21 protein-coding genes are annotated in these 23,928 nt (G+C 71.5%); 7 read left to right on the top strand and 14 right to left on the bottom strand.

Annotated features, from left to right (window positions below; all coding sequences use genetic code 11):
• Positions 1-33 precede the first annotated feature (33 nt).
• Together ACFVN5_RS01210 and ACFVN5_RS01215 are read right to left on the bottom strand one after the other, a co-directional pair.
• Positions 34-798: an alpha-hydroxy-acid oxidizing protein gene (locus ACFVN5_RS01210; protein ID WP_376952811.1), complete on the bottom strand. Its 765-nt coding sequence runs from the start codon at positions 796-798 to the stop codon at positions 34-36.
• A complete protein-coding gene (locus tag ACFVN5_RS01215) occupies positions 795-1,340 on the bottom strand; it encodes an alpha-hydroxy-acid oxidizing protein (protein ID WP_376952812.1) in 546 nt (181 codons plus the stop codon). Before ACFVN5_RS01215 ends, ACFVN5_RS01210 begins: the two co-directional genes overlap by 4 nt.
• An 84-nt stretch (positions 1,341-1,424) precedes the next feature.
• Between ACFVN5_RS01215 and ACFVN5_RS01220 the strand changes: the two genes are divergently transcribed.
• Positions 1,425-1,832, top strand: a complete 408-nt coding sequence (locus tag ACFVN5_RS01220) for an NUDIX domain-containing protein (protein ID WP_376952813.1) — start codon at positions 1,425-1,427, stop codon at positions 1,830-1,832.
• Between the two features lie 20 nt (positions 1,833-1,852).
• Positions 1,853-3,382, top strand: coding sequence for an alpha/beta fold hydrolase (locus tag ACFVN5_RS01225; protein ID WP_376952814.1), 1,530 nt, complete (start codon positions 1,853-1,855; stop codon positions 3,380-3,382).
• Between the two features lie 9 nt (positions 3,383-3,391).
• Here the strand turns inward: ACFVN5_RS01225 and ACFVN5_RS01230 are convergent, their stop codons facing one another.
• The 4 genes from ACFVN5_RS01230 to ACFVN5_RS01245 all read right to left on the bottom strand — a co-directional run bounded on the left by ACFVN5_RS01230 (position 3,392) and on the right by ACFVN5_RS01245 (position 8,673).
• On the bottom strand, positions 3,392-4,297 hold the full coding sequence (locus tag ACFVN5_RS01230; RefSeq protein ID WP_376952815.1) for a serine hydrolase: 906 nt from the start codon (positions 4,295-4,297) through the stop codon (positions 3,392-3,394).
• Positions 4,298-4,395: 98 nt separating this feature from the next.
• A complete protein-coding gene (locus tag ACFVN5_RS01235; RefSeq protein ID WP_376952816.1) occupies positions 4,396-6,366 on the bottom strand; it encodes a M13 family metallopeptidase in 1,971 nt (656 codons plus the stop codon).
• Positions 6,367-6,602: 236 nt separating this feature from the next.
• Positions 6,603-7,304 carry a potassium channel family protein gene (locus ACFVN5_RS01240; RefSeq protein ID WP_376952817.1) on the bottom strand — a complete coding sequence of 234 codons (702 nt, stop codon included), beginning with the start codon at positions 7,302-7,304 and terminating at the stop codon, positions 6,603-6,605.
• A complete protein-coding gene (locus ACFVN5_RS01245) occupies positions 7,297-8,673 on the bottom strand; it encodes a TrkH family potassium uptake protein (RefSeq protein WP_376952818.1) in 1,377 nt (458 codons plus the stop codon). Before ACFVN5_RS01245 ends, ACFVN5_RS01240 begins: the two co-directional genes overlap by 8 nt.
• Before the next feature lie 254 nt (positions 8,674-8,927).
• Between ACFVN5_RS01245 and ACFVN5_RS01250 the strand changes: the two genes are divergently transcribed.
• Positions 8,928-9,542 (top strand): DUF305 domain-containing protein, encoded by a 615-nt coding sequence (locus tag ACFVN5_RS01250; RefSeq protein WP_376952819.1) that lies wholly within the window; start codon positions 8,928-8,930, stop codon positions 9,540-9,542.
• 73 nt (positions 9,543-9,615) lie between these two features.
• On the opposite strand, the gene ACFVN5_RS01255 is transcribed toward ACFVN5_RS01250, so the two are convergent.
• The gene (locus ACFVN5_RS01255; protein WP_376952820.1) at positions 9,616-11,364 is read right to left on the bottom strand and encodes an LVIVD repeat-containing protein; all 1,749 of its coding nucleotides are present in this window, start codon (positions 11,362-11,364) and stop codon (positions 9,616-9,618) included.
• Positions 11,365-11,750: 386 nt separating this feature from the next.
• Here ACFVN5_RS01255 and ACFVN5_RS01260 point away from each other — a divergent pair, with 386 nt between their 5' ends.
• Entirely contained in the window at positions 11,751-13,100 is a 1,350-nt protein-coding gene (locus tag ACFVN5_RS01260) for an MATE family efflux transporter (RefSeq protein ID WP_376952821.1), read from the top strand.
• A gap of 448 nt (positions 13,101-13,548) precedes the next feature.
• On the opposite strand, the gene ACFVN5_RS01265 is transcribed toward ACFVN5_RS01260, so the two are convergent.
• From ACFVN5_RS01265 to tdh, 4 genes are all read right to left on the bottom strand, one after another.
• The gene (locus ACFVN5_RS01265) at positions 13,549-14,616 is read right to left on the bottom strand and encodes a LacI family DNA-binding transcriptional regulator (RefSeq protein WP_376952822.1); all 1,068 of its coding nucleotides are present in this window, start codon (positions 14,614-14,616) and stop codon (positions 13,549-13,551) included.
• 216 nt (positions 14,617-14,832) lie between these two features.
• Positions 14,833-15,264: an SRPBCC domain-containing protein gene (locus tag ACFVN5_RS01270; RefSeq protein WP_376952823.1), complete on the bottom strand. Its 432-nt coding sequence runs from the start codon at positions 15,262-15,264 to the stop codon at positions 14,833-14,835.
• A 63-nt stretch (positions 15,265-15,327) separates the two neighbouring features.
• Positions 15,328-16,518: a glycine C-acetyltransferase gene (locus ACFVN5_RS01275; protein ID WP_376952824.1), complete on the bottom strand. Its 1,191-nt coding sequence runs from the start codon at positions 16,516-16,518 to the stop codon at positions 15,328-15,330.
• A gap of 2 nt (positions 16,519-16,520) precedes the next feature.
• The gene (tdh, locus tag ACFVN5_RS01280) at positions 16,521-17,564 is read right to left on the bottom strand and encodes an L-threonine 3-dehydrogenase (protein ID WP_376952825.1); all 1,044 of its coding nucleotides are present in this window, start codon (positions 17,562-17,564) and stop codon (positions 16,521-16,523) included.
• A 501-nt stretch (positions 17,565-18,065) separates the two neighbouring features.
• Between tdh and ACFVN5_RS01285 the strand changes: the two genes are divergently transcribed.
• The 3 genes from ACFVN5_RS01285 to ACFVN5_RS01295 all read left to right on the top strand — a co-directional run bounded on the left by ACFVN5_RS01285 (position 18,066) and on the right by ACFVN5_RS01295 (position 21,241).
• Positions 18,066-19,433 carry an MFS transporter gene (locus ACFVN5_RS01285; RefSeq protein ID WP_376952826.1) on the top strand — a complete coding sequence of 456 codons (1,368 nt, stop codon included), beginning with the start codon at positions 18,066-18,068 and terminating at the stop codon, positions 19,431-19,433.
• Positions 19,434-19,722: 289 nt separating this feature from the next.
• The gene (gene nucS, locus ACFVN5_RS01290) at positions 19,723-20,418 is read left to right on the top strand and encodes an endonuclease NucS (RefSeq protein ID WP_376952827.1); all 696 of its coding nucleotides are present in this window, start codon (positions 19,723-19,725) and stop codon (positions 20,416-20,418) included.
• 136 nt (positions 20,419-20,554) lie between these two features.
• A complete protein-coding gene (locus ACFVN5_RS01295; protein ID WP_376952828.1) occupies positions 20,555-21,241 on the top strand; it encodes an HAD hydrolase-like protein in 687 nt (228 codons plus the stop codon).
• 34 nt (positions 21,242-21,275) lie between these two features.
• On the opposite strand, the gene ACFVN5_RS01300 is transcribed toward ACFVN5_RS01295, so the two are convergent.
• The 3 genes from ACFVN5_RS01300 to ACFVN5_RS01310 form a co-directional block, all read right to left on the bottom strand.
• Entirely contained in the window at positions 21,276-21,683 is a 408-nt protein-coding gene (locus ACFVN5_RS01300; protein WP_376952829.1) for a hypothetical protein, read from the bottom strand.
• 68 nt (positions 21,684-21,751) lie between these two features.
• The gene (locus ACFVN5_RS01305; protein WP_376952830.1) at positions 21,752-22,615 is read right to left on the bottom strand and encodes an alpha/beta hydrolase; all 864 of its coding nucleotides are present in this window, start codon (positions 22,613-22,615) and stop codon (positions 21,752-21,754) included.
• 163 nt (positions 22,616-22,778) lie between these two features.
• Positions 22,779-23,924, bottom strand: a complete 1,146-nt coding sequence (locus ACFVN5_RS01310) for a glycosyltransferase family 4 protein (RefSeq protein ID WP_376952831.1) — start codon at positions 23,922-23,924, stop codon at positions 22,779-22,781.
• Positions 23,925-23,928: the final 4 nt, after the last annotated feature.

Here is a 23,928-nt window from a genome sequence, read left to right on the forward strand (position 1 = left end):
GGCCGCGGGCGTCCGCGTCAGCCCGCCGCCCGCTCAGCCCGCCGCCCGCAGCATCTCGGGTCCGAGCTCGGCGACCGAGCGGTGGCCGGCGAGCCCCAGCGTGAGGTCGAGCTCGGCGATGTGGTTGCGCACGACCTCGCGCACGCCGACCTGTCCGGCGACGGCGAGCCCGTAGGCGTACGGGCGTCCGATGCCGACGGCCGTCGCGCCGAGCGCCAGCGCGATGGCGGCGTCGGCGCCGCCGCGGATGCCGCTGTCGAGCACGATCGGCACGCGGCCGGCGACGCGCTCGACGATGTCGGGCAGCGCGTCGAGCGTGGCGACCGAGCGGTCGACCTGGCGCCCGCCGTGGTTGGACACGACGACGCCGTCGACGCCGTGGTCGAGCGCCCGGCTCGCGTCGTCGGGATGGAGCACGCCCTTGAGGAGCACGGGCAGCGACGTCCACTCGCGCAGGCGGGCGAGGTCGTCCCAGGTGAGGCTCGGGTCGGAGAACACGTCGAGGAACGTCTCCACCGCGGCGCGCGGCAGCGGCGAGCGCAGGGCGTCGCGCACGCCGCCGTCGACGAGCTTCGTGCCGACGGCCGAGCGCGCGATCGAGAACGCGGAGCGGAGCAGCGTCGGCGTGACGCGCGGCCGCTCCCCCGGCCCGGTGGTGCGGGCGACGCGTTGGCGCACGAGCTCGGCGAAGACGGGGTCGCTCGTGTACTGCGCGATGCCCTGGCCACGCGTGAACGGCAGGAACGCGGCATCCAGGTCGCGCGTGCGCCAGCCGAGCAGGTGCGTGTCGAGCGTCACACGACGATCGCTTCGCAGCCGGCCGCCTCCGCACGGCGCAGGAACGAGGCGTTGAGCTCGTCGGACGCGCTCCAGTAGAGCTGGAACCACCGCGAGCCCTCCCCCATCGCGGCGGCGACCTCCTCCATGGGCCGCGACCCCTGGTTCGAGAGCACGTAGGGTACGTCGAGCTCGGATGCCGCGCGCCCGACGGCCACGTCGGCGCCGGCGTGCGCGAGCTCGGCGACGCCAATGGGCGACAGGATGAACGGGGTCGCGCGGCGCTTGCCGAGCAGCTCGATCGACAGGTCGCGCTCCGCGACGTCGCGGAGGACCCGCGGCCACACCTGCCAGCGTGAGAAGGCGGCACGGTTCGCCGCCATGGTCGCCTCGCCGCCCGCGCCGCCCGCAAGGTACGCGAACGCCTCGGCCGAGACGGCCTTGCGCGCGGCCTGCTCGAGCGCGGTGTTATCGACCGGCACGGCCGGCTTCGTGCCGCCCACGCCCGCGCGGTACACCTCCGACTGCACGACCCGTGCGTACCCGCGCTGCGCATCGCCCATCGTCCGGCTCCTCCGCTCCGACACCCAGTCGCCCCGTCGCGACCGGACTGCGAGCCAGCGTAGCCGCCGCCTAGGGTGGAGTGGATGTCCCAGCTGCCCGACCTGCTCGTCGCCGCGATCGCGCTCGTGCGCGACCGTCGCGTGCTCATGGTCACGGCGCGCGACCGCGACGTGCACTACATGCCGGGCGGCAAGATCGACCCCGGCGAGACGGCCGCCGAGGCGGCCGCCCGCGAGGCGTTCGAGGAGGTGGCGCTCGAACTCGATCCCGACGCGCTCGTCGAGCTCTTCGAGGTGGTCGTGCAGGCGCACGGCGAGCCCGAGGGCCGGCTCGTGCGCATGCGGGTGTTCCAGGCCGAGACGGATGCCGCGCCCGCCGCGTCGGCGGAGGTCGGCGAGCTGCACTGGGTCACGACCGCCGATGTCGACCGCTGCCCGCCCGCGGGCGCCGAGGTGCTGCGTCGGCTCGCGGCATCCGACGTCATCGACTGACGCGCGCCTAGACTGCGGTCATGTCGCCGACCCGCGAGTTCCGCCGCGGCGAGGACGTCGTCGTGATCCACGAGTCGGGCCGGCCCGACGGACCCGACTACGTGCTCGTGCACGGACTCGGCATGGCGCACGACTACTGGTCGGAGCTCGCCGGGGTGCTCGAACCGACGGGCACGGTGCACGCGCTCGACCTGCCCGGCTTCGGCGACGCGCCCGAGCCCCGCGAGCCGTTGAGCATGCCGGCCGCGGGCGAGCTCCTCGCGGAGCTGCTCGTCGCCGAGGGCATCGACCGGCCGGTGCTCGTCGGGCATTCGACGGGCGCTCAGGTCGCCGCGGAGACGGCGGCGCGGCATCCGGAGCTCGTCGACCGACTGGTGCTCATCGCGCCGACCGTGAACCCGCGGGAGCGCACGCTCGGCAAGCAGACCATGCGGTTCCTGCAGGACATCGCCCTGGTGCGTCCGAAGGCCCTCGGCTACGGCATCGCGCTCTACGCGAAGGCGGGCCCGCGCTGGTACGCGGCGAACCTGCGGCCGATGCTCGACCACAGGATCGAGCTGATCCTGCCCGAGATCGTGGCGCCGACCCTCGTCATCCGCGGCGAGCATGACCGCATCGTGCCGCGGGAGTGGGCGGAGGAGGTCGCGCGGCTCGTGCCCGACGGCCGCTACGCGGAGGTGCCGGGCCGCGGGCACGAGACCATGATCCGGGCCGGACGGCGCGTCGGCGAGCTCATCGTGCGGCACGCGCAGGGACTGCCGGCCGGGCGTCCCGTCTCGCTGGTCGACGCGCCCGCCGACGAGGCGCCGCACCTCGGCGTGCCGGCCGCGCTCGGCGTGATGGCCCGCGACTACGCGTTCGCGGGATGGCATCAGCTCGCGGTGTTCGGCGCCGGGCACGAGCCGGCCGGATGGCGCCACGGCGACCCCGGCAAGCCCCAGATCGTGCTGCTGCCGGGCGTGTACGAGCACTGGTCCTTCATGCGTCCCCTCGGCGACGCCCTCCACGCCGCGGGGCATCGCGTCGTCGTCGTGCACGGCATGCGCGCGAACCGGCGACCGATCGCCGAGACCGCCGCGCGGGTCGCGAAGGCGCTCGCGAGGTCGGCCCCACCGCCCGCCGGACGCGTGATCGTGGCGCACAGCAAGGGCGGGCTCATCGGCAAGCACGTGCTCATCGACGACGAAGGCGAGGCGCTCGGCGTGCGCGGGGTCGTGGCGATCTGCACGCCGTTCGCGGGCGCTCGGCGTGCGCGGCTCTTCGCCGACCCGAGCATCCGGGGGCTGCTGCCCAGCGACGAGACGATCGTGATGCTCGGGGACGCGGCATCCGTGAACGCGCGCATCGTCTCGGTGTTCGGCACGTTCGACCCGCACGTGCCCGACGGCAGCGCGCTCGAGGGCGCGACGAACGTGCGGGTGCCGGTCGCGGGCCACTTCCGCGTGCTCGCGGCGCCCGAGACACTGGAGGCGGTGCGCGAGGGGATCGCGTTGCTCACGCAGGACCCGACGCGCGCGGACGCGGCAGCGGGCCCGTCGTCGTCGCGGTGACGCGACGGCTCAGTGCACGTACTCGAGCAGGTCGAGCCCGACCTGGCGCATGCCGTCGAGCACGGCGAGACGCGAGGTGAGCATCGTGTCGGCGAAGTACATCGACACCGCGTAGGCGACGCTCGCACGCGGGCCGCGGAGCACGCCGACCTCGCTGCGCACGCCGCCGTCGGTGCCCGTCTTGTTCATGAGCAGCACGCCGTGGTCGGGCATGCGGTGCGCGAGCGGGTCGAGGCCGAACGCCGACGCGACCATCGAGAGGTCGGCGTTGAGCGACAGCCAGCCGACGACCCGCTGCGACACCTCGGGGCTCACGACCTCCCCGCGGGCGAGCGACGCGAAGAGCCACGTGAGCTCCTTCGCCGAGCCGATCGAGAGCTGCGGGGCGTCGTCGGGGCCGCGGTGGTCGCGCACGAGGTCGAGGAGCGCCGTTCGGGTGAGTCCGAGCGCCTCGGTGCGGGCGCGCACCGCCTCGAGGCCGACGTGGCGGATCAGGACGTTGGTGGCGAGGTTGTCGCTCGAGGCGCCGATGAGCGCAGCGAGGTCGGCGAGGGGCAGCGAGGGCGACTGCATGTGCTGCCAGATGCCCGAGTCGCCGACCGCGTCACGCGGTGCGCGGTCGAGCACCGTGAACGCCTCGGCCGTGGCACCTGCCAGCCGCGAGGCGACCTCGACGAGCAGCAGGACCTTGCCGATCGACGCGGTCGGCATCACGACGTGGTCGTCGACCGAGAAGAGCACCTTGCCGGTGGCGAGGTCGGTCGCGCGCGCCGAGACCTGCACGCCCGCGAGCGCGAGTTCGCCAAGCGCGTTGAACCCGCGGGTGAAGTCCTCGTTGTGCTCGTCCGTGCGGTGTCGTCCCCTCCGGATGTTCGCGTGGCGCGCTCGCCGCTCGGAGTTCTGCGACGACGTCACCACGGTGATTGCACGCTCTTCCTCGGACGGTCGGCGCTCCCCCACCGCGGTCAGCGGCGCGCTCGAGAAGGTCGGATGGGTTGGTTCTTCCGGGTGGCCTACCAGATGGTCACCCGCTCGGCCGGATCGAGCCAGAGGGCGTCGTCGTCAGTCACACCGAAGCCAGTGTAGAACTCGTCGATGTTCCTCACGATCTGGTTGCACCGGAACTCGTTCGGCGAGTGCGGATCGATCGCGAGGAGGCGGATGACCTCCTCGTCGCGACCCTTCATCTGCCACGCCTGCGCCCACGAGAGGAAGAACCGCTGGGCCCCCGAGAGGCCCTCGACGGCAGCCGGCTTCTTGCCGTCCAGCGACAGCAGGTAGGCCTTCCAAGCGATGGCGAGCCCCCCGAGGTCGCCGATGTTCTCGCCGATGGTGAGGGCGCCGTTCACGTGGTGATCGTCGCCGCCCTCGCCGTCGAGCTGTGCCGGCGTCAGCGCGTCGTACTGCGCGATGAGCGCCTTCGTGCGGTCCTCGAACGCGGCCCGGTCGGCCTCGCTCCACCAGTCGGTGAGCCGGCCGTCGCCGTCGTACTTCGAGCCCTGGTCGTCGAACCCGTGCCCGATCTCGTGGCCGATGACCGCGCCGATCGCGCCGTAATTGGCGGCGGCGTCGCGGTCGGCGTCGAAGAACGGGTACTGCAGGATGGCCGCCGGGAACACGATCTCGTTGAAGCCCGGGTTGTAGTACGCATTGATCGTCTGCGGCGTCATGAACCACTCGTCGCGGTCGATCGGCTTGCCGATCTTGCCGAGCTCGCGGTTGAACTCGAACTCCGCGGTCGCGCGCACGTTGCCCACGAGGTCGTCGGCGTCGATCTCGAGCGTCGAGTAGTCGCGCCACTTCACGGGGAAGCCGATCTTCGGCGTGAACTTCCCGAGCTTCTCGAGCGCCTTGGCGCGGGTCTCGTCGCCCATCCAGTCGAGCGCCGCGATCGACTCGCGGTAGGCCTCGACGAGGTTGGCGACGAGGTCGTCCATGGCCTCCTTCGCCGCGGGCGGGAAGTGGCGCTCGACGTAGATGCGGCCGACGGCCTCGCCCATGGCGCCCTCGACGAGCGAGACGCCGCGCTTCCACCGCTCGCGCATCTGCGGCGTGCCGGTCAGCGTGCGGCCGTAGAAGTCGAAGTTCGCCTCGACGAAGTCGTTCGACAGGTAGGCCGCCGTCGAGCGGATGACCTGCCAGGCCAGCCAGTCCTTCCACGCCTCGAGCCGCTCCTCGGTGAGCAGGCCGCCGAGCGCTTCCACGAACGACGGCTCGCGCAGCACGAGCTCGGCGAACGCGCCCTCGGGCACGCCCATGGCGTCGCGCCACACCTGCAGGTCGAGCAACGACGCGGCCGCGGCATCCGCCCACGCGTAGAGGTTGTAGGTCTTCTCGCTGTCGCGCGTGTCGACGTTGTTCCAGTGCGCCTTCGCGAGGTCGGTCTCGAGGTCGAACACGCGGACCGCGCGGTCGGCGGCGTCGGGGAGCTTCGCCAGCGCGAACATGCGCTCGAGGTGCGCGCCGTAGGCCGTGCGCACGGCGGCGAAGCGCTCCTCGCGGAAGTAGCTCTCGTCGGGCAGGCCGATGCCGCCCTGCTCGACGAAGACGAGGTAGCGCTCGGGGTCGCCCGGGTCGTTGTCGACGTAGAGCTGCACGAGCCCGGCCACGCCCTGGCGCTCGAGCCGGCCCAGCGTGTCGAGGAACGACTCGACCGAGTTCACGAGCGAGACCTCGACGAGCTGCGCGGCGATGGGCGTGGCGCCCAGCAGGTCGGCGCGCTGCTCGTTCATGAAGCTCGCGTAGAGGTCGCCGACCTTGCGGGCCTCGGTGCCCGACTCGGCCTGCTGCGCCTCCTCGATGATCTCGCGCACGGCCTTCTCGGCCTCCTCGTGCAGCACGAGGAACGAGCCGTAGCGGGCCTTGTCGGCCGGGATCTCCGTGCGTTCGATCCACTTGCCGTTGACGTGCCGGAAGAGGTCGTCCTGCGGGCGCACCTCGTCGTCGAGTTCGTCCTTCGCGATGCCTGAGGGGAGCTTCGTCATCCCCACAGCCTACGGTGGCCTCGGTGCCCGGCGGATGCCCCGACGGCGCGTCTCTCGGCGCACTCGCAGCCTCGGGCTCACCCGGTGGTCGAGGAGCGCCCGGCGGAGCCGGATCCGGTGGTTGAGGAGCGCCCGGCGGAGCCGGATCCGGTGGTTGAGGAGCGCCCGGCGGAGCCGGACGCGTCTCGAAACCCGTATACGCGCCGCCCAGCATCAGCCTCGCGGCATCCACTCGCTCAGCGCAGCTGCGCGAACCCCTCGGCCTTGCGCGTCGGCCCCACGATGAGGATCGTGTCGTCGGCACCGAGCACGGTCTCGGCGTCGGCGTTCGTCCAGTCGGCGCCCGGCTTCTTGTAGGCCGCGATGGTCACGCCGAACTCCTTGCGCAGGCCGGTCTTGCCGAGCGGGATGCCCCACAGGCGCTCGGGCGGCGCGGACTTCACGATCGCGTACCCGCGCTCGATCTCGATGTAGTCGAGCGCGGCGCCGCGCACGAGGTGCGCGACCTTGCGGCCCATGTCGCTCTCGGGCTGCACCACGTGGTGCACGCCGATCTGCTCGAGGATGACGGCGTGCTCCGCGCTGTCGGCCTTCGCCCAGATCGACGGCAGGCCCATCGAGAGCAGGGCCGACGACGTGAGGATCGACGCCTCGAGGTTGCCGCCGATCGCCACCACGACCCGGTCGAATTGGTCGATCGAAAGCTGGCGCAGCACCTCGGGCTTGGTCGGATCGGCGCGCACCACCTGCGTGAGCTGGCCGTTGAGGCTCTGCACGTTGTCCTCGCGGATGTCGACGCCGAGCACCTCGGTGCCGCCCGCCATGAGCTCGAGCGCGAGCGACCGGCCGAACCGGCCGAGCCCGATCACCGCGACCGAGTCGGCCTCGGCGATGCGTCGCGTGTACCCCTGGTCGCCGAACAACGATCGTCTAGCCAACGACGGGCCTCTCTCTCGGGAACTCGTACAGGATGCGGCGGTCGCGCAGGATGAGCGCGCTGCCGAGCGTGAGCGGACCGACGCGGCCGAGGAGCATGAGCAGGACGAGCAGCACCTTGGCGGAATCGGGCAGCTCGGGCGTGATCCCGGTCGACATCCCGGTCGTGCTGAACGCCGAGATCACCTCGAACAGGATGCGGTCGAGCGAGATCTCGGTGAGCTGGAGCAGCAGGAGCGTGGGCCCGACGACCGCGGCGACGGCGACGAGCACGACCGTGATGGCCTGGCGGTGCACCGCGCGCGACAGCCGCTTGCCGAAGATGTTCACCTGCGCCTCGCCGCGGAACTCGGCGATCATGACGAAGAACAGCACGAGGAAGGTGGTGATGCGGATGCCGCCGCCGACGCTCGCGGGCCCCGTGCCGATGAACATCAGCACGTCGGTCGCGAACCAGCTCTCGCCCGTCATGGCGTTGATGTCCACCGTGTTGAACCCGGCCGACCTCGTCATGACCGACGCGAAGAACCCTGCGAGCAGCTTCGTCCCCGGATCGAGCGGGCCCAGGGTGCCGGGATTCGACCACTCCACCGCCGTGAAGTAGGCCCACCCGCCGACGAGCAGCAGGATCGTGCCCACGACCACGAGGTTCGTGTTCATGCTCCAGCGCAGCGGACGTCGCCAGTCCTTCCAGAGCTGCACGATGACGGGGAAGCCCAGGCCGCCCAAGATGACCGCGGCGCAGACCGGCAGGCAGACGAACGGGTCGCCCACGAAGCCCATCATGCTGTCGGACTGCAGGGTGAAGCCCAGGTTCGTGAACGCCGAGATCGACGTGAACGAGGCGTTCCAGACGGCCTCGCCGACGTCCCAGTCGTAGTAGGTGACGAAGCGGAGGAACAGCAGCGCGGCGACGACCGCCTCGATGAGCAGCGTGATGCCGATGACCGATCGCACCAGGTGCCGCAGGTCGGTGAACCCCTCGGCCCGGAACTCGCCGGCGGCGTTCAGCCGCGTGCGCAGCGAGAGACGGCGCGCGAGCAGCACGCCGACGAGCGCCGCCGACACGAGGATGCCGAGGCCGCCGAGCTGGGTCAGCACGATGATGGTGAGCTGGCCGAGGAAGGTCCAGTGCGTCGCGGTGTCGACCGAGTTGAGCCCGGTGGTCGTCACGGCGGATGCCGCGGTGAACAGCGCGTCGACGAACGTCGTGGAGCGGCCGCGCATCGTCATCCCCGGCAGGAGCAGCAGCAGCGTGCCCGCGGTGATGGCGCCCAGGAACCCGACGACCACCACCTGCGCCGGGTGCAGTCTGAATCGACGGCGCAGTTGCTCTGCCGGGCCTTCTTCGGCCCGCCTGCGGGTGGCCACGGGCACACCATACGCCCGCGGGCGGACGTTCGGCAGCAGGTTGCCGCCGTGCCCGTCGGGCGAGCGGGTCGTCGGATGCCGCTCGGTATGCGTTTGCCGCGGGCTTCGACATCTCGCCCGAATTCGGGTTGACTGGGGTGCATCCGCATGGCCGCGGGTCGACGCCGGACCGGCGCTCGGCGGCGGTCCGGCGCATCGAACGAGGGAGCGGGATGACGGCGACGGGGCGACCACTGCGGCTTGGATTGGTGGTCGTGCTCGCACTCGGCCTGACCGCGTGCACGGTGGGCGGCGAGCCCGCATCGACCGATCCGGTCGTGCAGCTGGGGGCTCCCGGCCAGCCGAACCGCACGCTCACGCCCGAGGAGGCCGCGGAGCTCGAGGTTCCGGAGCACGTCGACGCCGACGTGACGTTCATGCTCGACATGATCGACCACCACTCCCAGGCACTCGTGATGACCGGCTACGTGAAGGCGCGCACCGACGACCGTGACATCCGGCTGCTCGCCGAGCGCATGGAGGTCAGCCAGGAGGACGAGATCGACCAGATGGCGCGCTGGCTCCAGGACCGCGCGCAGCCGCTGCGCGAGAACGGCCACGACGGTCACGGCGCGGGGCACGAGATGCCGGGCATGCTCACCGAGGAGCAGCTCGCGAAGCTCGAGGCGGCGAAGGGCGACGCGTTCGACACGCTGTTCCTCGAGTACATGATCCAGCACCACGAGGGCGCCCTGCAGATGGTGCAGGACCTCTACAAGGCGGGTGGCGGCCAAGAGGCCTCGATCGGCCAGTTCGCGTCGCACGTCGAGGGCGACCAGGGCATCGAGATCGCCCGCATGCAGTCGATGCTCGCGGAGCGCGCGTCCTGAGTCACGGCGACACGTGAAAGGAGGCCGGGCACGAAGCCCGGCCTCCCCTCATCCGATCAGTCGGACCCGGTCATCAGCTCGCCGCGGCAGCGAGCGCGTCGAGCGCCTGCACGAGGTTCGAATCGGCGGGCTGGCCCGACGTTCGAGCCGCGTTGCCGAGGTGCGTCGCGACCGCGTTGGCGCTCGCCGATCCGCCGGCCGACAGCTTCTCGGCCTGGTCGATCGACTTGCGCACCTGCTTGAGCGCGTTGCCGCTCAGGCTGCCGTCACGCTCGGCCTGGTCGACGAACGACCGCACCACCGCGAAGCTCGGGTCGTGCACGAGCTTCGACTGCAGCTGGGCGTTGAACTCGTCGAGCTGGATCTCCCCCGCAGCGGTGATCTCGTTGGCCGACAGGTGCTCGCTCGGCGTGAACGCCAGGCTCTCGAAGCCTCGCGCGATCTCGCTGCCGAGCACGTTGCCGTTGTACCAGTACGTCGACCAATACCCGCCGAGGTTGATCCCGCTCGGGTTCGGCTCGTCGATCGGCCCGCGGTCGAAGTATGCGATCTCGACCGGCTCGGCGGTGTCGGTGAAGTCGATCACCGACACGCCGCCCTGGTACCAGGCCTGCACCATGATGTCGCGACCCGGCACCGGCACGATCGAGCCGTTGTGCGCCACGCAGTTCTCCTGGACGGTCTGCACCGCCGGGAGCTTGTAGTAGCTCTGGAACACCATCTTGCCGTCGACGATGTCGAACAGCGCGTCGGCGCCCCACTCCGGACGGTCGGTCGCCCGGCAGCGAGCCGACGTGCCGCCGCCCCACTCGTCGGTGAAGATGACCTTGGTGCCGTCGTTGTTGAACGTCGCCGAGTGCCAGTACGAGAAGTTCGGATCGGCGACCGCGTCGAGGCGCACCGGGTTCACCGGATCGGAGATGTCGACGAGGATGCCGTTGCCCTGGCACGCGCCCGCGAGGAGCCCGATCTCGGGGAACGCCGTCACGTCGTGGCACGTGTTGGTGTTCGGTAACGGGCTGTACGCCGTGCCGCTCGGGTGCAGCGTGCCGGTCGGCGTGTTCTGCAGCCCGTTGAAGGCGCCCGTCGCCGGGTTGGTGAAGATGCGGGGCTGGCTCACGATCGCCGCCGTCTGGGGCGCCGCGAGCGGCACCTTGATGACGTCGATGCGCCACTGGGTCGGGTTGCCCGACGTGACCGGCGTCTGCGTGTTCGTGTTGGCGTTCTCGCAGCCCGCGAGCTCCGCGGCCGGCCGAACTCCCGAGGTGCCCGAGTTGTAGATGTACACGTTGTTCGGGTCGTCGGGGTCGGTCACGAGCGTGTGCGTGTGCGATCCGCGACAGGTCTGCACACCCGGCAGCTGCACCGGGTTGGAGATGTCGCTGATGTCGAAGATGCGCACGCCGCGGAACCGATCGGGATTGACCGTGCCGGTGGCGCCCTGCGAGCCGCAGTCGATGCGGCCGCGCGTCTCCTCGACCGACATGAAGAGCAGGTCGCCGTAGACGGAGACGTCGCCCTGGCCGCCCGGACACACGAACGACGACTGCAGGGTCGGCTCCGCGGGGTCCGAGATGTCGTAGACCTGGAACCCGTTGAAGTTGCCGACGATCGCGTGGTCGCCCGTGAACGCTAGGTCGGAGTTCACGAAGCCGAAGTTGCCGGGGGCCGCGTCGAACGGCGCCACGCGAGGCAGCTTCGCCAGCACATCGAGGTTGCTGATCGCTTCTCCCGCGTCGTGATACCCCGGCGCAAGGCCCTCGCGTGGGTCGTCCTCTTCGGCGCTCGCGCTCGTGGCGGCGAACAGCGACGTCCCGAGCACGAGTGCTCCGGCCGCCGCAAGCGCTCGTCTGCGCCATCGGACGGGTGTGGGTGATGTACTCATCGGTGGTGCCCTCTCTGTACTCGTGCGTTTCGTATCTTGTTCGCAGCGATCGACGCCCGCAGACGAGCGAGCGGCACCTCGTCGTGCCGCTCGCGGCCCGAAGGCCGACCTCGCATCAACGTATCGAGGAAAGCGGTTCCAATGCATCCGTTTTCAGATGATTGCGTTTCCCCACGCAGGATTTCGTCGTCGGCGCACGATTCGAGCGCAGAGCTCGGCGTCGGTCGCCGTCACGCGGTCGGTGGAGCGTCTCGTCCTCGACATCCGCCTGTCGCCCGACGCCCCGCCCGGCTGTCGGCGCCGACGCCTAGGCTCGAGAGCACATGAGCACCACCCTCTCCCGCCGCGCGGTCGACCGCGACATCCTCCGACTCGCCGTTCCCGCGCTCGGCGCCCTGATCGCCGAGCCCCTGTTCCTCCTCGCCGACACCGCGATGGTCGGACACCTCGGCGCGACCCCGCTGGCCGGGCTCGGCCTGGCGAGCGCCGTGCTGCAGACCATCATCGGGCTGATGGTGTTCCTCGCCTACGCGACGACGCCGTCGGTGGCGCGCCGACTGGGCGCCGGCGATGAGCGCGGTGCCGTGGCATCCGGAGTGGACGGGCTCTGGCTCGCGCTCGGGCTCGGCGCGGTGCTCGCGCTGGCCGGCTGGGCGGCGACGCCGTGGCTCGTCGAGGTGTTCGGGGCATCCGCCGAGGTCACGGCCGCGGCATCCACGTACCTCTCGATCTCGATGGCCGGGCTGCCGGCCATGCTCGTGGTGTTCGCGGCCACCGGCCTGCTGCGCGGCCTGCAGGACACGCGCACGCCACTCTGGGTCGCCGGCATCGGCTTCGCCGTGAACATCGCGCTCAACGCCCTCTTCATCTACGGGTTCGGTTGGGGCATCGCCGGGTCCGCCATCGGCACGGTCGTGGCGCAGTGGGGCATGGTCGCGGTGTACCTCGTGGTCGTCGCGCGGCACGTCGGCCGCGTGGGCGCGAGTCCGTGGCCGCATCACGCCGGCGTGCTGCGCGGAGCGGTGTCGGGCGGCTGGCTCTTCCTGCGCACGGCGAGCCTGCGCGTGGCGCTGCTGCTCGCGACGTGGGCGGCGACCTCACTCGGGTCCGACGAGCTCGCGGCCTACCAGGTGGCGATCACGATCTACTTCACGCTCGGGTTCGCGCTCGACGCCCTCGCGATCGCGGCGCAGGCGCTCATCGGCAAGGGCCTCGGCTCGGGCGACGTCGAGCAGGTGCGCGCGGTCCTGCGTCGCTGCGTGCAGTGGGGCATCGGCTCGGGCGTCGTGCTCGGCGCCGTGGTGATCGCGACGGCGTGGGTGCTGCCGGCGCTGTTCACGTCGTCGCCCGAGGTGGCGGCGCTCCTGCCGCCGTCGCTCGTCGTGCTCGGGCTGTCGGCGCCGCTCGGGGGGCTCGTCTTCGTGCTCGACGGGGTGCTCATCGGCGCGGGCGACGCCCGCTACCTCGCCTGGACCGGCCTCGTGAACCTCGCCGCGTTCGTGCCGCTGGCGCTCGGCACGGTCTGGTGGGCGGATGCCGCGGGCCTCCCCGGCGCGGCCTCGCTCGCGTGGCTCACTGCGTCGTTCGCGATCGGGTACCTCGCGGCGCGCGCGGTGACGCTGTCGCTGCGGGCACGCGGCACGCGCTGGATGGTCGTCGGCGCCACGGCCTGAGGCGCGGCGCGGCGCCTGCGGGCACTGTGCAACTCAGGCGATTCGGGGATGTGGGTCCCGCACGGAGGCACAGTTCGCGGATTCCCCTGAGTTACGAACCGTCCGCGTCAGTTGCGGCTGAATCGGCGCAGCAGCACGACGGCGAGCGTCACGATCGCGACGGGCACGAGCACGACGGCGCCCACGATCACGAGGTGCCAGCCGAGGAAGCCTTCGAGCATGTGCCGAATGTAGCGCCTTCCGTGTGCCCGGCAGGCGGACGTCCCCGTGCGGGGCCTTCGCGAAATGCATGAGATTCCGGGTCATGCGCCCGTATACGGACCCAGTGGGCCGATTCTCATGCAAACGCGTGCCGGCGTCCGTTCGATCGCGCGCCGTGGCCCTGGTACGACGCGGCGCCACCGCTGACGCGGCTGTGCGGCGACTCCCGCGCCTGCCCGGTCCGGGCTCAGGTGCGCGGCGGCGCCGTCGTGCTGCCGACGTGGAGCGTGCTCGTGAACTGCACCGATTCGGCGGGTTGGCCGGGCTCGCCGTCGAGCAGGCGCACGATGGCCTCGCCCGCGGCGCGGCCCTTGGCGACCGACGGCTGGACGAGCGTCGTGAGGTCGTGCTGCAGTCCGTCGACGCGGATGCCGTCGAAGCCCACGACGCTGAGCTCGGCGGGCACCGCGATACCGAGTTCCTCGGCCGCCCAGATCACGCCCGCGGCGAGCAGGTCGCTCTGCGCGAGGATCGCCGTCGGGCGATGCGACGGGTCGGCGAGCAGGGCGCGTCCGGCCTCGAGGCCCTCCTCGATCGAGCTCGCTGCGGTGACGCGGCCCGTCGCGTCGGGGAACACCTCGCGCGCACCGCGGAGTCGCTCCGTGGCGGTGTCGGCCGTGCTCGAGTCCACCAGCGTCGAGGTGAGCGGGCCACGCGTGCGGGCGGCGTCGAACGGGAGCGTGACGAGCGCGACATCCGTGTGCCCGAGCTCTCGCAGGTGCTCGGCGCCGCGACGCGTGGCGGCGCGGTTGTCGATGGAGATCTGCGGCACGTCCTCGCCGGGGTCGCCCTCGATGGCGACCGCCGGGATGCCGCGACGGCGGAGCGCGTCGACGGAGTGCCCGAGGCGCGGGCTGCAGCCGATCAGCACGACCGCGTCGACCGGCGCGGACTCGATGCCGACGGCGTTGCCGCCCGCCTCGCCCGTGTCGGTGAGCAGGAGCAAGCCGGCGCCGAGCGGCGCGATGCCCTCGGTGATGCCGTCGAGCATCTGGATCTTCACGGGGTCGAGGAAGGCCGCGCGGACGCGTTCCTCGAGCACGACGCCGACGATGCCCGAGCGGCCGCGGCGCAGCGAGCGCGCCCGCGGGTCGGGGCCGGCATAGCCGAGCTCGGCGGCGGCGGCGAGCACGCGCTCCTTCGTGGCATCCGACACCGGGCCGGAACCGCTGAAGGCGAGCGACGCGGTCGACGCGGAGACGCCGGCCTTCGCCGCGACGTCAGCGAGGGTGGGACGCGTTGCGGTCTCGGTCATGGGTCTGGTCGCTCCTCGGCGGCCGGCGGAACCGGCCTTCGCCCCTGATTGTAGGCCGAATCGATTCGATCCCGGCTGGAAGGCGCGGCTCGGGCGCGGCGAAGCGTCGAATCCTGCGGAGATACGATCCGGCGCGCCGGTGGAGTGAGGCCCCGGCCGGGGTGTCGGATCGTATCTCCGCCGTTCTCGACTCGCGGGCGCCCTCCGCCCGCATGCTCACTCGCGCTCGGCGAGCTCCTTCAGCTTCGCGAGCGCCGAGTCCCACATGCCCTGGGCGTGGTCGCGCGCCTCGGTGGTGCGGTTGCCGTCCTGCGAGAGCGTCAGCACCGTGCCGTCGCCGGCGTCCTCGAGCGTCCACGCGAGCGTGTGGTGGTTCTCGGGCACGTCCGCGTCGCCGCTCAGCGGGCTGAAGTGGGTGTTCACGAGCCGCCGCCCGGGCTCGCACTCGACGATCACGCCGTGGTCCGAGTACTCGCGCCCCTCCCAGACGCCGTGCCAGCGGATCGGCCCGCCGACCGTCCAGTCGGTCTCGAGCGTCGTCCCGAACATGAACTCGCGCGTGGCGACCGGGTCGGTCAGCACCGCCCAGACGCGCTCGCGCGGCGCATCGATCGTGATCGTCGACGTCGCGACGAATCCCTCGGACATGGTCGGCTCCCTTCGATCGGCCCCATCGGATGCCACGACGTCGCGTCGCGGCATCCGTCACCATCACGAGGCGGCGGCCATCACCTCGTCGCGCGCCGCGGCGAACGCCTCGACGCAGCGGCGGATCTCGTCCTCGGAGTGCGCCGCCGAGAGCTGCACGCGGATGCGAGCGAGCCCCCGCGGCACCACGGGGAAGCTGAACGCCGTGACGTACACGCCGCGCTCCTGCAGCGCGGCGGCGATGCGGGCGGTGAGCGCGGCGTCGCCGAACATGACGGGCACGATCGCGTGCTCGCCGGGCAGCAGGTCGAAACCGGCATCCGTCATCAGCGACCGGAACAGCGCCGCGTTCGCCTTCAGCCGCTCGCGCAACTCGCCCGACGACTCGAGCAGGTCGATCGCCTGCAGCGTGCCCGACACGATCGCGGGCGCGAGCGTGTTCGAGAAGAGGTACGGCCGCGCGCGCTGGCGCAGCAGGTCGACGATCTCCTGGCGGGCCGCGACGTAGCCGCCGGATGCTCCGCCGAGCGCCTTGCCGAACGTGCCGGTCGCGATGTCGACCCGGCCCTCGACGCCGCAGTACTCGGGCGTTCCGCGGCCGTGCTCGCCGACGAACCCGACGGCGTGGGAGTCGTCGACGAAGACGAGCGCGTCGTACCGCTCGGCGAGGTCGCAGATCTCCTGGAGCGGCGCGATGTATCCGTCCATCGAGAAGACGCCGTCGGTGACGATCACGCGGCGGCGCGCGCCGGATGCCTCCTGCAGCTTCGCCTCGAGGTCGGCCATGTCGCGGTTGCGGTAGCGGAACCGCTGCGCCTTCGACAGGCGGATCCCATCGATGATCGACGCGTGGTTGAGCTCGTCGGAGATGATCGCGTCATCCGGTCCGAAGAGCACTTCGAAGACGCCGCCGTTCGCGTCGAAGCACGACGAGAAGAGGATCGTGTCGTCGTAGCCCAGGAAGCCCGAGACCTTGCGCTCGAGCTCGAGGTGCAGCTCCTGCGTGCCGCAGATGAACCGCACGCTCGCGAGCCCGTAGCCCCAGTCGTCGAGGCCGCGGCGCGCGGCATCCTTGATGCGCTCGTCGTTCGCGAGGCCGAGGTAGTTGTTCGCGCAGAAGTTCAGCACGTCGCGGCCGGCGACCTCGATCTCCGAGGACTGCGGTCCGTGGATGCCGCGCTCGCGCTTGGTGAGCCCGGCGGCCTCGATCTCGTCGAGCTCCGCCCGGAGCTGCTCCTTCACCGATCCGTACACGCTCAGACCTCCGTCCAGTCGAGGATGACCTTGCCGACGCCGCCGGACGCGGCCGCGTCGAACGCCGCCCGCCACTCGTGCGCCGGGTAGCGGTCGCTGATGATGGATGCCACGCGCGAACGCAGCTCGGCGCTCGTCTGCAGCATCGCGCTCATGGAGTTCCACGTCTCGAACATCTCGCGCCCGTAGATGCCCTTGAGCGTGAGCATGTGGGTCACGACCTTGCCCCAGTCGATCGCGTAGGGCTCGCTCGGCAGGCCGAGCAGCGCGATGCGTCCGCCGTGGTTCATGTTCTCGATCATCTCGGGCAGCGCCTTCGCCGAGCCCGACATCTCGAAGCCCACGTCGAAGCCCTCGCGCATGCCGAGGCGCGGCTGCACGTCGCGGATGCGCTCGCGCGACACGTCGACCGCGGCATCCGCCCCCATCGCGAGCGCCAGCTCAAGCCGCGCCGCGCTCACGTCGCTCGCGACGATGAAGCGGGCGCCGACGTGGCGCGCGACCGCGATGGACATGAGGCCGATGGGCCCGCAGCCCGTGACGAGCACGTCCTCGCCGACGACCGAGAACGCCAGGGCGGTGTGCACCGCGTTGCCGAACGGGTCGAAGATGGCGCCGACCTCGGGGTCGACGTCGGCGTGGTGCACCCAGACGTTCTCGCCCGGGATCACGACGTACTCGGCGAACGCCCCGTCGCGGTGCAGGCCCAGGCCCTTGGTGCGGATGCACATCTGGCGGCGCCCGGCGCGGCAGTTGCGGCACATGCCGCACACGATGTGGCCCTCCCCCGAGACGCGGTCTCCGACCGAGACGTCGTGGACGAGGTCGCCCACCTCGACGACCTCGCCGTAGAACTCGTGGCCGGGGATCAGCGGCGTGCGGATCTCGGACGCGGCCCAGTCGTCCCACTGCTCGATGTGCAGGTCGGTGCCGCAGATGCCCGTGCGGAGCACCCGGATCTTGACCTCCTCGGGCCCGGTCTCGGGCTCGGGTCGATCGACGAGTTCGAGTCCCGCTGCGGGCGCGGGCTTGTACAGGGCCTTCATCGGCGATGCCTTCTTCGTACGGGCGCCTGCGGGGTGGGCCGGCGCCGGGCTCGTGCGCCGAGGGTCACGACGCACGTCGAGGTGACCCGTTCATCGTAATCGCGGGCGCGAGTCGATGACGCCGGGGCGGGGTCGTGGCCCGTGCGGGTGTGGCCGGTGGTGCTGGCGAATGGCGAGGGGATGCGGCGGCGCGGCGCTCGCGGCATCCGGCATCGTCGAGTCACGAGAAGTCGTCGCCTGGCCCGGCAGCGAGCGACGGAAACACGTGACTCGATGCATGTCGCGCCGCATCGAGCGCCGAGTCACGCGGTTTCGCCGCCCGAACGCGGACGCTCCGCGATTCGGGGTGACTCGCGGCATCCTGCGCGCCAATCACCCCCGATCGACCGCTCCTCAAATCCGAACGCAATTTGGTATTGGCAAATCGAATCGATTCGACTAGACTGGTCGAACTCCTTCCCGCATCCGGCCCGACGAGGCCCCTTCGACGACGAGGCAGTGATGTCGCAACACCGTGACGACGAATCCGTGCTGGCCGAGCGCCCCGAGGCATCCGTGCCCGCCGACGACGAGCGCGCCACCACGCGCCCAGACGGCACCGGCTCGACCGACGGCACCGGCTCGAACGACGGCACCGACGCCCCCCGCCCCCGCCGCGAGCTCACGGCCTGGCGCAACGCGGTCTTCGCGGTCTTCTTCCTGTCGGGCCTCAGCATGGCGAGCTGGGTCGCGCGCCTCCCCGCCGTGCGCGACTTCACCGAGCTCAGCACGCAGGGCGTCGGGCTCGTCATCATGGGCGGATCGATCGGCGCCGTGCTCGGCCTCATCGCCGCCCCGTGGCTGATGGCCCGCGTCGGCGCGCGCGCCGGCATGATCGGCGTGCTCGTGACCGTGTCGGTCGGCCTCGTGTCGGTCGGCATCGGCGGCTCGCTGCTGCCGTCCGTACCGCTCGTCGTGATCGGGCTCTTCCTCTTCGGCTTCGGCAACGGCGCGGTCGACGTGATGATGAACGTCGAGGGCGCCGAGGCCGAGCGTGAGATCGGCAAGACGCTGATGCCGCTCATGCACGCGTTCTTCAGCTTCGGCACGGTCGCCGGCGCCGGACTCGCCGCCGCGGCATCCGCCCTCGGCATCGCGGTCGCCGCGCACCTCGGCGTCATCGCACTGCTCATCGTCGGCGGCGTCATCGTCGCGGTGCGCTACGTGCCCGTACGCGAGGAGCTCGGCGACGGCCCGCACCCCGACGCGCCAAAGGTGCCGCTGTCGCAGCGCCTGCGCGAGAGCCTCGCGGTCTGGGCCGACGTGCGCCTGCTCCTCATCGGCGTGGTCATGCTCGGCATGTCGTTCGCCGAGGGCGGCGCCAACGACTGGCTGGCCCTCGCGGTCGTCGACGGCCACGGCTACGACGCGACGATCGGCGCGGCCGTGTTCACCGTCTTCACGATCGCCATCACCGGCGCGCGCATCGTCGGCGGCCCGCTCATCGACCGCTTCGGGCGCGTGCGGATGCTGCAGGCCCTCGCCGCGATCGGCGTCGTCGGCCTCTCCCTCTTCATCTTCAGCACCGAGCCGTGGACGCTCATCCTCGGCACCGTGCTCTGGGGCATCGGCTGCTCGCTCGGCTTCCCGGTCGGCATGTCCGCGGCGGCCGACGTGCCCGACCGTCGGCTCGCCGCCTCGCGCGTGAGCGCCGTGGCGATCATCGGCTACTGCGCGTTCCTCGCGGGCCCGCCGTTCCTCGGCTTCCTCGGTGAGCACTTCGGCATCCTCAATGCGCTCCTCGTGCTGCTCGGGCTCATGGTGCTCGCAGGCATCGCGGCGCCGGCAGCGCGCGAGCAGTCGGGGCCGCGGGCGCGCGTCAAGGGCTGAGGCGCGGGCGACCCACCGCGGCATCCGCGCCGGCTCGGAACTGATGCGCGTGGCATCCGTCGCCGACCGCTGCCCCGCAGCGTCCGCCGCTCGTCTCGCGCCTCCCGACCGGGACGACGTGCGCAATTCAGGTGCGCACCCGGCGCGTCGCGACGACACGCCGGCGAGCGATGGCGTGACACGCCTCCGCACCTGAATTGCGCACATGATCGGGGCGCGGTCACGGATGCCGCGGGCCCGAGCCGCGCGCAGGGCTGAGCGGGTCGGCGCCCCGCCGTACACTCGACAGGTGCGCCTCGTCATCGCCCGCTGCTCCGTCGACTACGCGGGGCGGCTCTCCGCCCACCTGCCGCTCGCGACGCGACTGCTCATGGTGAAGGGCGACGGCAGCCTGCTCGTCCACTCCGACGGCGGCAGTTACAAGCCGCTCAACTGGATGAGCCCGCCGTGCACGCTCGAGGCCGTCGCGCCCGACGACGAGCAGCAGGAGGCCGGCATCGTCGAGGTCTGGAGGGTCACGCACAAGAAGACCGCCGACCAGCTCGTCGTGTCGATCCACGAGGTGCTGCACGACTCCGCGCACGAGCTCGGCATCGACCCGGGCCTGCAGAAGGACGGCGTCGAGGCCCACCTGCAGCAGCTGCTCGCCGAGCAGATCGAGCTCCTCGGCGAGGGCCACCGGCTCGTGCGCCGCGAGTACATGACCGCGATCGGTCCCGTCGACATCCTCGCGACGGATGCCACGGGCGCCTCGGTCGCCGTCGAGCTCAAGCGCCGCGGCGACATCGACGGTGTCGAGCAGCTCACCCGCTACCTCGAGCTCATGAACCGCGACCCCCGGCTCGCGCCCGTCAGCGGGGTGTTCGCCGCGCAGGAGATCAAGCCCCAGGCGCGCACGCTCGCCGAGGACCGCGGCATCCGCTGCGTCGTGCTCGACTACGACGCCATGCGCGGTATCGACAGCGGGCACGCGAGATTGTTCTGAGACGTTTCAGCGGATTCGCAGGGTGGTGCACAAGGCGCGGAAACACGCGGATCCCATGCACTCGCATACATCACGATCGCCGAACGAGGCTCCGTACCTGAGAATGACTCAGGGTTTGCACCCGTAGGATGACACGGTGACTTCCACGATGCCCACCCAGACCCTGGCGCCCACGCGCACCTGGTCGACGGTGCTGTTCGACCTCGACGGCACGATCGTCGACTCGGCCGCCGATATCACGGCGTCGCTCGCGCACATGTTCACCGAGCTCGGACTCGACGTCCCCTCCGACGAGGTGCTGCGCTCCTACGTCGGCCCCCCGCTGCTCGACAGCCTCCGCCTCACCGCCGGCTTCGACGACGCCGAAGCGTGGGAGGCCCTGAACGTCTACCGCGACCACTACGGCGAGCACTTCCTGCGCTCCCCCGTCTTCCCCGGCGTCGCCGGGCTGCTCGAGCGGCTGCACGCCGCCGGCATCCCCATCGCCCTCGCGACCTCCAAGCCCGAGTCGATGGCCCGCCAGGTGCTCGACCACGCCGGGCTGTCGCAGTACTTCACCGAGATCACCGGCGCGAGCGACGACGAGGAGCTGAGCACCAAGGCCGACGTCGTGCGCGAGGCCCTGCGCCGCCTGCAGGCCAAGGGCATCGACACCTCGAACGCCGTCATGGTCGGCGATCGCGGCTACGACACGCTCGGCGCCGCCGCGAACGGCGTGCCGACGATCCTCGTCGAGTGGGGCTACGGGTCCCCCGCCGAGGCCGCCGACACGATCGCGGTCGTTCACTCGACCGACCAGCTGCGCAACCTGCTGCTGGGCTGACTCCGCCGCGACGCCCGGAGACGGGCGTCAGCCGTCAGTAGTCGTCGGACTTCGGCACGACGTCGACGGTGAACGTGACGGAGTCGCCGCTCTCGCTGTTGTCGAGCGTCACCTCGGTGGTCCCCACCGACTTCGCGGTGAGTCCCGGGTTGAACTGCGCGCTCCCGTCGTCGCGGCCGGGCACGAACTCCACCACCGACGGATCGGCGATGTCGGCCGTCCAGTCGGTGTAGGTCTCGTCGTCGCCGGTCAGGTCGACGGATCCGCCCTCGGGCACCTCGACGGTCGTGCCGTCGACATCGCCGAGGTCGACGATCACCGGCGGCAGCGCCGACGAATCCCCGCCGCTCGAGCCGCCCGACGCCGTGCATCCCGTCAGGCCGAAGCCGCCCAGGGCCACGCCGAGCATCACTGCGACGGATGCCGCCACGCGGCCCCGCATCGCCGAACCCCTGATTCCCGACATCGCGAACCACCCCCGCGACCGATCGTACGCGGCAGCGGGTGCGGCTACTGGATGAACCGCTGCACGAACGCCAGCGCCTCGTCGGCGACCGCCCGCCACCCCGAGTCGATCGTGAGCGAGTGTCCGCGCCCCGGCATGACGATCTCCTCGGTCGTGCCGGGGTTCCTCGACTGGATCCGGTAGCTCGCGTGCGAGATCGCGGGCGCCACGGTGTGGTCCTCCTCGCCGCCGATGATGAGCATCGGCCCGCGCTCGGGGTTCTTCGAGTCGACGGCGGTCTCGCCGCCGAACGGGTTGAAGTTCGCGAACGCGGCCTGGAACAGCGGGGCGCCGGCCGCCGGCACGTGGAACGTGTCGTAGAGGTGCCGGGCCTCGGCCTCGTCGAGCGCGTTCGCCCAGCCGTACTGGAACTGCTCGAACGTCAGCGCGACGCCGCGTTTGGCGTTCGCGGGGTTGGACAGCACCGGGGCCGCCGACTTGAGGGACGAGGCGGGCAGCGGCAGTACGCCCTTGAACGGCGCGTTGTCGATCGCCACCGTCGCGGCCGCGGCGCCCTCGCCCGCGATCTTCTGGGCGATGAGGCCGCCGAAGGAGTGGCCGATGACGACGGGCGCCTGGTCGAGCCGGGAGATGGCGTCGAGGTAGTGGTCGGTGACCTGCTGCACCATCTTGCGGGCGAACACCTCGGGATGCTCGCGAGCCTCGGCGACGGTGGCCGGGTCGTCGGGCCAGCCGGGGGCCAGCGTGACGAAGCCGTTGTCCTCGAACAGGTCGCGCCACGGCTGCCAGCTGCTGGAAAGCAGCCACAGCCCGTGCACGAACACCACGGGCGTGAGATCGGACGCGTTCGCGCGCTCGATCTCGGCCAGCTCCCAGTCCGCCAGGGTCGGACCCGTGTCGTCGCTCATCGCTGCCTCCCCACCTGTCGGCCGCCTCTGCGGCACCGGCTCAGGCTACGTCCGCCCGGCGACATCGGCCAGCACCCGCCGGATTCTGTTACGCCGTGTTCACGTCGTGAGATCCGTCGCACGAATGGGACCGACCCGAACCGATCGGAGCCGGTGCGGGGACTCAGCCCAGCAGCCGCAGCAGCCCGGCCGCTGTCGCCGACCACGTGAAGCTGCTCGCACGCTCGACCGCCGCGCGTTTCATTGCGGCGAGCTGCGTCCGGTCTCGAACCCACGAGGCGATCACGTCGGCGACCTGGTCGGGCGAGTCCGCGTCGACGTATGCGCCCGCCGACCCCACCGCCTCCGGGATGCCGCCTCGGCGTGTCGCGATGATCGCGCAGCCCGACGCCATGGCCTCGAGGTTCACGAGCCCGAAGGGCTCGTCGACGCGCGAGAGCACGCAGGCCACGTCGTGGCGTCGCAGCTGCTCGGCCAGCTCGGCATGCGGCATCCAGCCCAGCACGGTTCCGCCGGCGTCCTCCATCGCGGCCGTCACCCGGCGCCCGTACGCGGCCTCCTCCTCCGCACTGAAGCCGAACGTGCGCACCTGGCCGATGAGGGTGATCTCGACGGGAAGGCCGTCGGAGCGCACGCGCGCGACCGCGGCCGCGGCCACCTCGTGTCCCTTGTTGGGATCGATGCGCCCGTGGCAGATCACGCGGACCGGGTCGAGCGGCTCGAGCCAGTCGCCCCGCGGATGGAAGACCTCGTGGTCGACGCCGCTGTAGACGACAGGGATCTCGGTCGCCGGCAGGTAACGCTCGCGCGTCCAGTCGGCGACCGCCCGGCTCACGGCGACGACCGAGACCCGGTCGGGCAGGGTCGCGAACGGCCGGGTCTCGGGCCCTTCCAGACGGTTGTGCAGCCAGAGCACGGTCTGATCCGCAACGCCGTCCTCAGCCAGCCGTCCCGCCGTGCCCGGGTCGTTCGCCACGACCACGGCGTCGATCGGGGCGTCGAGCGAACCGAGCGCGCGCCGCACCTCGCGGAGGTACGGACCGTACTCGGGCCAGGTCCACCCGCGGAGGCGAGCCCGACCTGCCTCCGCCTTGCGTCGCAAAGGCGGCACGGGATGGGCCGACCCGTGACGGAGCCGGACGACCCGGCCCTCGGTGAACGGCGCGCCGCCGTCGTCGGGCGTGATGACGGTGACGGAATGGCCCTCCGCCGTCAACTCTCCCGCGAGGTGCCGGGTGATGGTGGCGATGGCACCCGTCCAGGCCTGGCTGTAGTACTCACCGATCGGCAGTACGAACACGAGGTGCATGGGC

Origin of the sequence: Agromyces sp. NPDC057865 (assembly GCF_042796995.1) — a bacterium.
Classification (GTDB): domain Bacteria; phylum Actinomycetota; class Actinomycetes; order Actinomycetales; family Microbacteriaceae; genus Agromyces.